Source organism: Rhizobacter sp. P2_D12, assembly GCF_056404395.1.
In genome coordinates this window covers 40,456-52,777 of the sequence record NZ_JBFUEB010000035.1, presented here as the reverse complement: position 1 = coordinate 52,777, position 12,322 = coordinate 40,456, and the positions used below count along the sequence as shown (strand labels likewise).

Annotated in this window: 12 protein-coding genes and 1 rRNA gene; 5 read left to right on the top strand and 8 right to left on the bottom strand. The window is 66.7% G+C overall.

The window, feature by feature from the left end; all coding sequences use genetic code 11:
* Positions 1-33: 33 nt before the first annotated feature.
* Positions 34-146, top strand: a 5S ribosomal RNA gene (gene rrf / locus AC1DYN_RS14105).
* 67 nt (positions 147-213) lie between these two features.
* Here the strand turns inward: rrf and AC1DYN_RS14100 are convergent.
* Complete coding sequence (locus AC1DYN_RS14100) at positions 214-1,896, bottom strand: long-chain-fatty-acid--CoA ligase (RefSeq protein ID WP_477960489.1); 1,683 nt, start codon at positions 1,894-1,896, stop codon at positions 214-216.
* A 60-nt stretch (positions 1,897-1,956) separates the two neighbouring features.
* Positions 1,957-2,682, bottom strand: coding sequence for a DUF8198 family protein (locus AC1DYN_RS14095; protein ID WP_477960487.1), 726 nt, complete (start codon positions 2,680-2,682; stop codon positions 1,957-1,959).
* A gap of 108 nt (positions 2,683-2,790) precedes the next feature.
* Here AC1DYN_RS14095 and AC1DYN_RS14090 point away from each other — a divergent pair, with 108 nt between their 5' ends.
* From AC1DYN_RS14090 to AC1DYN_RS14080, 3 genes are read left to right on the top strand one after another with little or no spacing between them, the layout of a single operon-like run.
* Positions 2,791-3,297: a hypothetical protein gene (locus AC1DYN_RS14090; protein WP_477960485.1), complete on the top strand. Its 507-nt coding sequence runs from the start codon at positions 2,791-2,793 to the stop codon at positions 3,295-3,297.
* Positions 3,294-4,907 (top strand): GMC family oxidoreductase N-terminal domain-containing protein, encoded by a 1,614-nt coding sequence (locus tag AC1DYN_RS14085; protein WP_477960483.1) that lies wholly within the window; start codon positions 3,294-3,296, stop codon positions 4,905-4,907. The genes AC1DYN_RS14090 and AC1DYN_RS14085 overlap by 4 nt, the downstream gene beginning before the upstream one ends.
* 26 nt (positions 4,908-4,933) lie before the next feature.
* Entirely contained in the window at positions 4,934-5,821 is an 888-nt protein-coding gene (locus tag AC1DYN_RS14080; protein WP_477960481.1) for an esterase/lipase family protein, read from the top strand.
* Here the strand turns inward: AC1DYN_RS14080 and phhA are convergent, their stop codons facing one another.
* The 3 genes from phhA to hppD are packed head-to-tail and all read right to left on the bottom strand — an operon-like array spanning position 5,822 to position 8,601.
* Positions 5,822-6,703, bottom strand: coding sequence for a phenylalanine 4-monooxygenase (gene phhA / locus AC1DYN_RS14075; RefSeq protein ID WP_477960480.1), 882 nt, complete (start codon positions 6,701-6,703; stop codon positions 5,822-5,824). It lies immediately after the preceding gene.
* Complete coding sequence (locus tag AC1DYN_RS14070; RefSeq protein WP_477960479.1) at positions 6,700-7,470, bottom strand: transporter substrate-binding domain-containing protein; 771 nt, start codon at positions 7,468-7,470, stop codon at positions 6,700-6,702. Before AC1DYN_RS14070 ends, phhA begins: the two co-directional genes overlap by 4 nt.
* Positions 7,471-7,479: 9 nt before the next feature.
* Positions 7,480-8,601, bottom strand: coding sequence for a 4-hydroxyphenylpyruvate dioxygenase (gene hppD / locus AC1DYN_RS14065; protein WP_477960476.1), 1,122 nt, complete (start codon positions 8,599-8,601; stop codon positions 7,480-7,482).
* 123 nt (positions 8,602-8,724) lie between these two features.
* On the opposite strand from hppD, the gene AC1DYN_RS14060 reads away from it, so the two are divergent.
* A complete protein-coding gene (locus AC1DYN_RS14060) occupies positions 8,725-9,207 on the top strand; it encodes an Lrp/AsnC family transcriptional regulator (protein ID WP_477960474.1) in 483 nt (160 codons plus the stop codon).
* A gap of 6 nt (positions 9,208-9,213) precedes the next feature.
* Here the strand turns inward: AC1DYN_RS14060 and AC1DYN_RS14055 are convergent, their stop codons facing one another.
* The 3 genes from AC1DYN_RS14055 to AC1DYN_RS14045 form a co-directional block, all read right to left on the bottom strand.
* A complete protein-coding gene (locus AC1DYN_RS14055) occupies positions 9,214-10,074 on the bottom strand; it encodes an HDOD domain-containing protein (protein WP_477960472.1) in 861 nt (286 codons plus the stop codon).
* A gap of 429 nt (positions 10,075-10,503) precedes the next feature.
* On the bottom strand, positions 10,504-11,517 hold the full coding sequence (locus AC1DYN_RS14050) for an ABC transporter substrate-binding protein (RefSeq protein ID WP_477960470.1): 1,014 nt from the start codon (positions 11,515-11,517) through the stop codon (positions 10,504-10,506).
* A 31-nt stretch (positions 11,518-11,548) separates the two neighbouring features.
* Positions 11,549-12,322 carry an ABC transporter permease gene (locus tag AC1DYN_RS14045; RefSeq protein WP_477960491.1) on the bottom strand — a complete coding sequence of 258 codons (774 nt, stop codon included), beginning with the start codon at positions 12,320-12,322 and terminating at the stop codon, positions 11,549-11,551.

The following is a 12,322-nucleotide window of genomic DNA, read 5'->3' as shown; positions in this document are numbered from 1 at the left end:
CCCCCAAAGGATGCTCGGCAGCAACAAGTTAAGCCTGATGACCATAGCGAGGTGGTCCCACTCCTTCCCATCCCGAACAGGACAGTGAAACGCCTCAGCGCCGATGATAGTGCGGGTTCCCGTGTGAAAGTAGGACATCGTCAGGCTATTAATAGCCAACCCCCGTCGCCTCCCAAGGTGACGGGGGTTTTGCTTTTGGGGCTGCCGATCCTGTCAGCTGCTTCTCAGCTCACGACGGAGAATCTTGCCGACGTTGGTCTTCGGCAACTCATCCCGAAACTCGATGTACCGAGGCCGCTTGTAGGCTGTGAAGTTTTCCCTGCAATATGCAGCCAGGTCGTCCTCCGCCAGCGCCGAATCCCGCTTCACGACGAACAGCTTCACAGCCTCGCCCGACTTCGGATCGGCAACGCCCACAGCAGCGCACTCGAGCACGCCCGGATGCAGGCTCACCACCTGCTCGATCTCGTTCGGGTACACGTTGAAGCCCGACACGAGGATCATGTCCTTCTTGCGATCGACGATGGTGATGTAGCCGCGCTCATCCATCACACCGATGTCGCCCGACCGAAAGAATYCATCTTCTGTCATGACCAGGCGGGTCTCGTCCGGTCGATTCCAATAGCCTGCCATCACCTGCGGCCCACGGATGCAGATCTCGCCTGGCAGGCCGGCAGCCACGTCCGCGCCGCTGTCGTCGCGGATCGCGATCTCCGTCGAGGAAACCGGCAGGCCGATCGAGCCGGTGAACTCCGTCTCGTCGAAGCGATTGATCGTTGCCACCGGCGAGGTCTCGGACAGGCCGTAGCCCTCGACGACCGGGCAGCCCGTGATCTTCAGCCACTGCTCCGCCGTTGCACGCTGCACCGCCATGCCGCCCCCGTTCGAGATCACGAGCTCCGAGAAATCGAGCCGCCGAAAATCCGCGTCATTGGCCAGCGCGTTGAACAAGGTGTTGACCGCCGGGAACATGTTCACGCGCTGCCGCTGCAGCACCTTGATGAAGCCGGGGATGTCGCGGGGGTTCGGAATCAGCACATTCAGCATGCCCAGCCGCGCACCCAGCATGTAGCAGGCCGTCAGCGCGTAGATGTGGTACAGCGGGAGTGCGCAAACCGTGATGACCTGGCGCTCGCCCACCTTGTCCAGCATCGGCCGGAACCACGCCTCGGACTGCAGGATGTTGGCAACCACATTGCTGTGCAGCAGCACCGCGCCCTTCGACACACCCGTCGTCCCGCCGGTGTACTGCAGGAAGGCGATGTCCTGTGGGCCGACGTCGGCCCGCCGCATCGTCATCCTGGAGCCGTCGGCGAGTGCCATGTTGAAGCGCGTCACCGAGCCTCCCGCTGGTGCCGACAACGTGAACTCCGGCACCATCTTGCGCACGTGCCGCACGACGAAGTTGACCAGCTGCCCCTTGGCAAAACCGAGCAGGTCCCCCATCGACGCCAGCACGACGTGCCGGATCGCCGTGCGCGCCATCACCTGCTCCAGCGTGTGCGCGAAATTCTCCAGCACGATGATCGCTTCGGCACCTGAGTCGTTCAATTGATACTCGAGTTCGCGCGCCGTGTAGAGCGGATTGACATTCACCACCGTGAGCCCCGCGCGCAGCACGGCCGCGATGGCGACCGGATATTGCAGCACGTTGGGCATCATCAGCGCCACGCGCGCGCCTTGGGCCAGCCCTTTCGATTGCAGCCAGGCCGCCAGCGCCGCCGACATCTCGTCGATGTCGCGAAACTTCAAGCGCCGCTCCATGCACACCGCCGCGTCGCGCGACGCGAAGCGCCTGAATGATTCCTCCAGCAGCTCGACCAGCGAGCGGTACTGCGTGCTGTCCACTTCCGCGGGGACGCCAGGGGGATAGTGGTTCAGCCAAGGTCTGTGCATCGATGAAGCGTCCGTGTGCAGGATGGAGGCTGCATGGTGCGGGCCAGCGAGCAGCCGCAGCTACGGTAGTTGTCCTAACGCGGACTCGTGCGCCGCTGTCCCGCGCGTGACAGCAGCCTCGTCGAACAGCGCTCCCATCAGCACCGACTCGCGCGACTGCACCGTCTGCAGGAACTCCGCCGCGCCACCCATCGCGTGAAAGGTGTCGAAGCCGGCTTCGAGGAAGGATTGCAGCGATGCCAGGCCGGCGGCGCGGGCAGGCACACGCATCATCCGCAGGCTTTGCCGCAACAGCAGCCGTCGCGTCAGCACGTCGAGCGATCGACCGATCGCCACGGTCAACGCGATCTGCCGCTCTCGGTCGGGCCGCCGGCCGCAGGCCTGCCATGCCGCCAGGTACGTCGTGGCGTCGACGTCCGCGTGGCGCAGTTGCTGGCCCATCGCGCTGTCCAGCGACTCTGACAGTGCGTGCAAGGCAGCCAGCGACTCCACCGTGACAAGCACGTCGCTCGGGAACAGCCGCGTGAGCGCAGGCACGACACGCGCGAACTGCGCGTCGCGCTCGGCGAAGTCGCGCGGCCCGTACAACTCGTCCAGGAAGAACTGCGCGACATCCCGGTACCGACGCGACGAGAGCAGATCGGCATAGGTGCGCGCGAAGCGCTTCTGTTGATAGGTCTTCATGGCCGTGATCCGTGCGAGCAGCGCCTTGTCGGCGGCCCGCAACTCGCGTTCCACCTGCACGGCAGAAAGGTGCTGAAGAATGTTCTGGCCCTGGCTTGCCATGGTGCGCGGTGTCGGGTCGTTCCGGGTTAACGAGGGGCTGCCCTAGTCCCGCACCTCTACGGAGCGGCCTGCGAATGATGCAACACTCGGCGCGCATTCAAGCAGCCCATGCAAAGACGCACTCTCCTCCAACTCGGCGCCGTCGCCTCCGTCGCTCTCGGCCTGGCCGGATTCGGGCTCTCGCGCATCCAACCCGGCTTGCACGACGGCCGCCTGGGCGTCGAGGGCCGCGATCTTTTCGCGGCAGTTGCACGCGCGGTCCTCGACGGCATCCTGCCCGGTGGTGAGGCAGGACGAACCGCTCTCGATGCCCACCTCGAGCGGGTGGCGGCCACGATCGAGGGTTTCGCACCCGCCACCCAGCGCGAACTGTCGCAGCTGATCAGCATCCTGACGACCGCCGCAGGCCGGCGAGCATTGGCCGGCCTGTCCGCCCCGTGGGCGACGGCGAGCGCGTCCGAGGTCCAGGTTGCACTGCAAGACATGCGAACGTCGCGCATCGCGGCCCGCCAGCAGGTCTACCACGCGCTGCGCGACATCACCAACGGCGCGTGGTTTGCAGACGCCTCCACGTGGCCGATGCTGGGCTACCCCGGCCCGCGCGACATCCGATGAGCAGCATCCCCGATCCGATCGCCGAAGGGCTGCAGCGCGGTTGGCGCGTCTTCGGCGGACCGCATCGCGCGAGCCCCGCCACGATCACCTGCGACGTTGCCATCATCGGCAGCGGCGCCGGTGCCGGCATCACGGCAGAACTGCTGACGAAGGCCGGCCTGCAGGTCGTGATCGTCGAAGAAGGGCCGCTGAAGAGCAGCAGCGATTTCCGCCAGCGCGAGAGCGAGGCCTACCCGACCCTGTACCAGGAAAGCGCCGCCCGCAAGACCGCCGACAAGGCGATCAACATCCTGCAGGGCCGTTGCGTGGGCGGGTCGACGACGGTGAACTGGACAAGCTCGTTCCGCACGCCCGGCGACACGCTCGCCCACTGGCAGCAACACTTCGGTCTGCCCGACATGAGCGAGGCGGCGATGGCGCCCTGGTTCGCCCAAGCCGAGCGCCGCCTCAGCATCGGTCCCTGGTTGACCCCACCGAACCAGAACAACGAGCTGCTGCGCACCGGCGCGGCCAAGCTCGGCATCCCGGCCGCCGCCATCCATCGCAACGTCAAGGGCTGCTGGAACCTCGGCTCCTGCGGCATGGGCTGCCCGACCAACGCCAAGCAATCGATGCTGGTCACCACGTTGCCGGCCGCGCTCGATGCCGGCGCCACGCTGCTCGTCGCGACACGGGCCGAGCGGCTGGAGCTTCGCGATGACCGCGTCGACACCCTGCTCTGCGTGCCCGTCTCGGGCAACAGCACGCCAACCGGCGCCGCGCCGACGCGCATCGTCGCCGGGCACTACGTCGTCGCCGGCGGCGCGATCAATTCGCCGGCACTGCTGATGCGCTCGAAGGCACCCGATCCGCATGCGCTGCTCGGCAAGCGCAGCTTCCTGCATCCGGTGGTGATCTCCGCAGCGACTTTCCCCGAGCCCGTCCAGGGCTGGGATGGCGCACCGCAGACGCTGTACACCGACCACTTCCTGCAGACCCAGCCGCTGGATGGCCCCATCGGCTACAAGCTCGAGGCCCCGCCGCTGCACCCGGTGATCTTCGCCTCGACGCTGTCGGGCTACGGCCAGGCGCAGGCCGCGTTGCTGCAGCAGTTTCCGCGCACACACAGCCTGCTGGCACTGATGCGCGACGGCTTCCATCCGCAATCTCCGGGCGGCAGCGTCACGTTGCGCGACGACGGCACGCCCGTCCTCGACTACCCGCTGAACGATTTCGTGATGGACGGTGCGCGCCGCGCCTTCCTCAGCATGGCCGAGATCCAGTTCGCCGCCGGTGCCCGCAGCGTCGTCCCGGTGCACGAGATGGCTGCGCCGTACACCACCTGGGCCAGTGCCTCGAAAGCCATCAACGAGCTGCCGATGAAGCCCTTGCTGACGCGCGTGGTCAGTGCCCACGTGATGGGCGGCTGCCCGATGGCCGGCAGCGAGGCGCAGGGTGTCGTGCGCCCCGACGGCGTCCACTGGCAACTGGCGAACCTGTCGGTGCACGACGGCTCGCTGTTCCCGACCAGCATCGGCGCCAACCCGCAGCTGTCGGTCTATGGCCTGGCGACGATGCTCGCGACCCGGCTCGCCCAGCGGCTCTCCGGACGCGACGTGCAACTCGCCTGATCGAGCGCGCTGCTAGCATCGCCCGCATGCTCGCGCGACTGGAACGCTTCACGACCCTCGGACTGCTGCTCGCCGCGGTGCTGTGGGCGGCCTGGTTCATCCATGCCGACCGTCCGGGCTGGGCCTGGGCGGGCGCTGCGCTGATCGTCTTCGGCTACGCCGTCTTCCTCGCGCTGGAGTTCGTGTTCCTCTACTTCGTCCACGGCGACGACCCGAGCCCGCGTGCCAGCGTCGTGCAGCTCTTGCATGCATGGATCGGCGAGGTGCTCACGGCACCCCAGGTGTTCTGCTGGCGCCAGCCCTTCCGTTCCAGCCTCGTGCCGGACCACGTGCCCGAGCACACCGGACAACGGGGCGTCGTGCTGGTGCACGRCTTCGTCTGCAATCGCGGCCTGTGGAACCCGTGGATGCTGCGCCTGAAGCAGCGCGGCACGCCCTTCATCGCCGTCAACCTCGAGCCGGTGTTCGGCTCGATCAGCCACTACGCCGACATCATCGAGCAGGCCGTCGCGCGGCTGGAAGCCAGCACTGGCCAGGCCCCGGTGCTGGTCGGACACAGCATGGGCGGCCTCGCGATCCGCGCCTGGGCCGCGGCCCACGGTGGCGAGGCCCGTGCCCACCGGATCGTGACGATCGGCAGCCCGCACCGCGGCACCTGGCTGGGCCGCTTCTCCACCACCACCAACGGGCACGAGATGCGCTTGGGCAGCCCATGGCAGCAGCAACTCGGCACGCGCGAATCGGCCACGCTGTCCAGCCGCTTCATCTGCTTCTACAGCCATTGCGACAACATCGTCTTCCCGGCCAGCACCGCCACGCTGCCGGGGGCCGACAACCGGCATGTGCCGGGCATCGCGCACGTCGACCTGGTCAACCAGCCGGTGGTGTTCGAGGCCGTGCTGGCCTCGCTGTGATCACGTCGACAGCACGCGGTCGCTGGGCAGCGTGGCCTCGGCCGCCAGCTCGGGCTGCTGTGCCACCGCCTCGTACAGCGGCGTGAAATCCGGCGCCGTGGCGCGGAACAGCTGTTCGAACGAATCGATCACGAAGTAGGTGGCCTGGAAGCTGTCGATCTTGTAGCGCGTGCGCATGATGCGTTGCAGGTCGAAGCCCAGCCGCTGCGGCTGCGCGCTGGTCACGCTGTGGCGCAGCTCGCCGGCCGACGACAGGATGCCGGCGCCATAGGCGCGCAAGCCCGCCGGCGTCGCGATGAGCCCGAACTCCACGGTGTACCAATACAGCCGAGCGAGGTACTCGCAGGCCTGCAGCCGCGTCGCCTTCAGTCCGCCGGCGCCATAGGCCTGCATGTAGTCGGCGAACATCGGGTTGAACAGCAGCGGCACATGGCCGAACAGGTCGTGGAACACGTCGGGTTCGACCACGTAGTCGAACTCCTCCGGCTTGCGGATCCAGCCCGTCACCGGGAAGCGTCGCTGCGCCAGCAGCGCGAAGAAGGCTTCTTCCGGGATCAGCCCCGGCACGGCCACCACCTCCCAGCCGGTCGCGCGCTGCAGGCGCTCGGACAAGGCATCGAAACGCGGGATCTGCGTCGGCGTGCCGAGGTTCGCGACAGCCGCGATGAACTCTTCGCAGGCCAGCCCGGGCAACTGCGCGGCCTGGCGCTCGTACAGCCGCTGGTAGAGCGCATGGTCCTGCGGCGTGTAGCGCGCCCAGTCCTGCTCGCAGGTGTAGTCGGCGCGCGCCGACGCATAGTCGCCGCGCGGCGGCCGGTCGCCCTGCCCGTAGGTGGCAGGCGCGACACCGCTGTTCACGCCTTTCACGGGGCCGTCGCTCATCGCAGCCATTTGTCCGCCGTTCGCTGGTATTCGCCGGTCGCCTTGGCCAGGTGCAGCCACTGGTCGACGAAGTTCTTCATCACGCCGTCGTTGCGCGGCAGCATCCAGGCCATCTCGCCGTACTGCAGCGGCCGCTCCGGGTTGACGGCGCACAGGCCGGGCCGCAGCTTCTGCTGCACCAGCGCCTCGGCCGCCTCGGTCACGAACACGTCGGCACGCTTGGCCAGCAACTCGTCGAAGATCGTCAGGTTGTCGGTGTGGATGGTCAGCGTCGCGATCTTGAAGCTGGCCTTCGCGAAGCGTTCGTTGCTGCCGCCGGGGTTGGCGATCACGCGCACGCCGGCCTTGTCGATGTCGGCCACGCTCTGGTACTTGCCCACGTCCTCGCAGCGCGCCAGCGGCGTCTTGCCATTGACCATGTAGGCGCTGCTGAAGAATACCCGCTTCTGGCGCTCTGTGGTCACCGAGATGCCGCCGATCGCGACATCGCACTTGCCGGCCGCGAAGTCGGGCAGCAGGTTGGCCCAGCTCGTCTTCACCAGCTCGAGCTTGGCGCCCATCGCGGTCGCCAGCGACTGGGCGAGGTCGACGTCCAGGCCTTCGAAGGCGCCGTCGGCGCGCTGGAAGCTGAACGGCTTGTAGTCGCCCGGCGTGCAGGCGCGCAGCGTGCCGGCCTTCATCACGGCGTCGAGGGAGGATTCCTGGGCAGGCGCGGCCGAAGCGAGCGCTGCCAGGGCAAGGGCGACGAGGGGAGGGTGCAGCTTCATGCCTGCACTCTAGCGCGCCGGCGCCGTCTCGTCCTTCAGCACGCCGCGGCGCACCTGGTCGAGCTCGATGCTCTCGAACAGCGCACGGAAGTTGCCTTCGCCGAAGCCCTGATCGCCCTTGCGCTGGATGATCTCGAAGAAGATCGGCCCGATCACCGTCTGCGTGAAGATCTGCAGCAGCAGCTCGTTCGGTGCGCCCTGGTGCGTCGCCCCGTCGATCAGGATGCGCAGCCGCTTCAGTTCGTCCAGCCGCTCGCCATGGTTGGGCAGGCGCTTGTCGACCAGGTCGTAGTAGGTCGCGATCGTGTCCTGGAACACGACGCCCTGCTGCTTCATGCCGTCGACGGTGCCGTAGATGTCGTCGGTGCCGAGCGCGATGTGCTGGATGCCTTCGCCGTGGTACAGGTCCAGGTACTCGGCGATCTGGCTCTTGTCGTCCGAGCTCTCGTTGATCGGGATGCGGATCTTGCCGCAGGGGCTGGTCATGGCCTTGCTCTTCAGCCCGGTCAGCTTGCCCTCGATGTCGAAGTAGCGCACCTCGCGGAAGTTGAACAGGCGCTCGTAGAAGTCAGCCCATTCCTTCATGCGGCCGCGGTGCACGTTGTGCGTCAGGTGGTCGATGTAGGTCAGGCCATTGCCCACCGGCGACGCGTTGGCGCCGGGGATCGGCACGAAGTCGACGTCGTAGATGCTGATGTTGCCGATGGCGCCGGCCGCGGCGCCGTCCTTGCCATGCCAGCGGTCGACGAAGTAGATCAGCGAATCGCCGATGCCCTTGATGGCGGGGATGTTCAGCTCCATCGGGCCGGTCTGGTTGTCGAAGCCCCAGGCGCCGAGCTCGAGCGCACGCGCATAGGCCTTTGCGGCGTCCTTCACGCGGAAGGCCATCGCGCAGACGCTCGGGCCGTGGTGGCGTGCAAAGCGCTGCGCGAACGAATTCGGCTCGGCGTTGATGATGAAGTTGACCTCGCCCTGGCGGTACAGCGTCACGTTCTTGTGGCGATGTCGGGCGATGGCGGTGAAGCCCATCGTCTCGAACAGCCGGCCGAGCGCGACCGGGTCCGGCGCCGCGTACTCGACGAACTCGAATCCGTCGGTGCCCATCGGGTTGTCCCAGGGGGTGAACTGCATGCGGCGCTCCTTTGCGTTGAATGTCGGCAACTGCGTGCACTGTAGATTCGTCGTCCCGCAGGAATCATGCAAGTTTCACCGCGAGGATGGCGGGTTGCGCAGGAAAGCTGCAAAATGCATCGCATGGAAACGGAAATCCAGCTGGATGCGATCGATCGGCGCATTCTTCGGGCGCTGCAGACCGACGGGCGCATCACCTATGACGTGCTGGCCGCCCAGGTCAGCCTGTCGCCGTCGGCGGCGCTGCGCCGCGTCAAGCGCCTGGAGGAATCGGGCGTCATCGCTGGCTACGTGGCCCTGGTGCCGGCCGAGCGGGTGGGCCTGGGCCTCACGGCCTACCTGAACGTGCGCCTCGAGAAGCATTCCGAGATCCACAAGCGCAACCCGATGGACCTGTTCCGCGCCGCGGTGCAGACCTGGCCCGAGGTGATCGAGTGCGTGGCACTGACCGGCGAAATGGACTACCTGCTGCGCGTGGTGGTGCAGGACATGGCGCACTACTCGCGCTTCGTGATGGAGACGCTGCTGAAGCACCCGAGCGTCGAAGACTGCAAGACCAGCTTCGTGCTCGACCGGGTGAAGAACACGACCGCCGTGCCGGTGTAGGGATGGTCAGCGGTCCAGGTCGAGCAGCATCGCGTGCGTGGCGGAGGTCGACATGTTCAGCAGCTGGGCGATGTCGGCCACGTCGTCCGGAATCGCGGCGTTGTCCCAGCCATGCGCGGTGTGGCGGGCCAGGCGGATCGCGAGGATGACGTTCTTGACGGCTGGGTGCTCGGCATGCCGGTCGTCGGTGATGCGGATCAGCAGCTCGGGCAGGGTCCACGACTTCATCAGGGCCTGCTGAAGGTCGAACAGGTCGACGTTCAGCGTGCTCAGCTGGACGGCGCTGGAACGCAGCGTCGGGTCGGTGGCCTGGGCCCGCTGGATGGCCAGCGCCAGGTCCGGCGCGTGCACCCACAGCAGCATCTCGGCAAAGTCGTGCAGCAGCGCGGCTTCGTGGATCAGCGCGGCGTCGTGGTCCTGCCGGTGAATCGCGAAGGCCAGCGCGAAGTGCGAGGCCCGGTGGGCGCGGCGCACGACGTCCTGCAAGCCCTTCAGCGCTTCGGGGCGATCGGCGAGGCGATCCTCGACAGTGGGTTGCAGACCGAAGGCGCCGAAGAACGGCGAGATGCCCATCAGCACGACCGCGGCGGTCACCGTCTCGACGTCGGTGACAAGCCGTGCCGGCCGGTGCGTGGCCGCATAGGCCAGCACCTTCAGCGTCATCAGCGGATCGTCGGCGACCATCTCGCCGATCAGGTTGGCGTCGACGTCGTCTTCGTTGGCGCGCATGGCTTCGAGCGCGTCGGAGGTGTTGGCGAGGACGGGGATGTCACTCTGCCGGAAATACGCAGTCCACGCCGCCAAGTCGGCCAGGGGCTGAGTCAGGGGCAACTTGCCTGAAAGGGAGGAGGGCGGCGGATGAGTCACGGCATGCAGTGTGGATCACTTGCTGACTGTACTTCGGCATCCGCCGCCTGGGCTTGAGCGTGCCCTCCCAGTCATGATGGGCTGGATCCCTTCATGTCAGCTTCAATTACTCGGGCCGGAAGAAGGAAATTGCGAGAAACCTCTCACAGCCGGGAACGACGACGCCACAACCGTGTTGGAGAAGGCCCGGCATCAGTTGATTCAGCCTCTGTTGGGCCATGCGTTGCTGCTCGCCTGGTGCCCGGGTCAAAGTGGCGGTCTTTTCACCGGTTTGGGTGAACGTGAACTRCGAACTCTTGGTCGCATAAGACGGGAAAGGGCTCATTGATCAACCTCTGCATGGTTCCACAGCGGCCGCCGATCTAGGTAACGGCCTCTGCGTTCGAGTTCCTTGATGCCAGAGGCGCCGAGCACAGACAGACTTCCCGTTCAGCGCCGCACCAAGCTGGCCTTCAACTCGCTCCCCACCTTCTTGTTCACGAACTGCATCGTCGCCACCTTCGCCAGATCGACCTCCCCCGTCTTGTACAGCCCCGCCTTCACCATCTGCCCGTAGAAGTCCTTGATGCGCTCGCCGCTCATCGCCCCGATGCCGTTGCGCAGCGCCTCGCCCGAATCGACGATGCCCTGCTGCTTCATCAAGGCCACCGACGACTCGATCTCCGCCTCGGTCATCTCCGGGTTCTCCTTCATCATCATCGCGTTCGCCGCCTTGCGATCGCCGTACAGGTAGTTGACCCAGCCGAGGATGGACGCATCGACGAAGCGCTGCACCAGCTGCGGCTTGTCCTTCACCGTGTCCGTGCGCGCCTCGATCACCGTGGAATAGGTGCTGAAGCCGTGGTCGGCCAGCAGGTGCACCACCGGCTTGAACTTGCCCTGGTTCTCGACGTAGATCGGCTCGGCCACCGAATACCCCTGCTGGATCGCCTTCGGGTTTGCGAGGAAGGGCCCGAGGTTGTAGTTGTAGGGCTTCAGCACCTCGTCCTTGAAGCCGTGGGTCACCTTCAGCCACTGCCACCAGCTGAACTGCCCGTCCTTGGCGATCAGCGCCACAGGTGCATCCTTCAGCTTCGCGAACGACTCGTAGCCTTGGCCCGGGTGGGCGATCAGCGCCTGCGGATCCTTCTGGAACATCGCCGCTACCACGACCGTGGGCACGCCGTTCTTGACGTTGTCGAAGCTGTGCAGCAGGTTGCCGGTCATCAGGAAGTCGATGCGCCCGGCCGGCAGCAGCGGCCGGTTGTTCACCTGCGGTCCGCCCTGCTGGATCGTCACGTCCAGCCCGTACTTCTTGTAGGTGCCGTCGGCGACAGCCTGGTAAAAGCCGCCGTGCGCCGCCTGCGCCTTCCAGTTGGTCGCGAAGCTGACCTTGTCCTGGGCCCAGGCGCCTGCACCGGCCAGGCCGATCGCCAGCACGGCGAGCCGAATCGTGTTGTTCATGGGGATGCTCCGTCGATGAGGGGTGTCGTCGTCAATTCTCGGTGGCATGCCAGCGGCCCAGCAAGAGCCGCGAGAGCGCGTTGAAGCCGGCGAAGATCAGCACGCCGGTGAACACCAGCAGGCCCAGCGCGGCAAACATCTTCGGCGTCTCGGTGCGGAAGCTGGCCTCGAGGATGCGCGATGCGAGGCCGGTCTCGCGCCCCGCCGCACCGGCCACCATCTCGGCCGTGACGGCGCCGATCAGGCTGAGCCCCCCCGAGATCTTCAGCCCGGCGATGAAATACGGCAATGCCGACGGCACCAGCAGCAACCGCAGCCGCTGCCACGGCGTTGCGCGGTACAGCCGGAACAGCTCGCGCAGGTTCACGTCGGCCGCGCGCAGCCCGATCACCGTGTTCGACAGGATCGGGAAGAACGCGACGATCCAGGCGCACAGCAGCAGTGCGGCGGTGGTGCTTTCGACGTAGATCAGGATCAGCGGCGCGACCGCGACGATCGGCGTCACCTGCAGCACCACCGCCACCGGAAAGAACGCCTCCTCGACCGGCCGCCACAGCGCGAACACCGCGGCGATCAACACCCCGCCGGTGCAGGCCAGCGCCAGCGCGCCGAAGGTGATCTTCACGGTGAACCACCAGCTGCCCGACAGCGACGCGAAGTTGTCGACCAGCGTCTGCAGCACCAGGCTGGGCGCCGGCAGCGTGTAGTGCGGGATGTGGGCCAGGCGCACCAGCGCCTCCCAGCCGGCCAGCAGGCCCAGCAGCACGACGGCCGGGGCGACGCGGCGGCGCCAGCGCGGACTCAT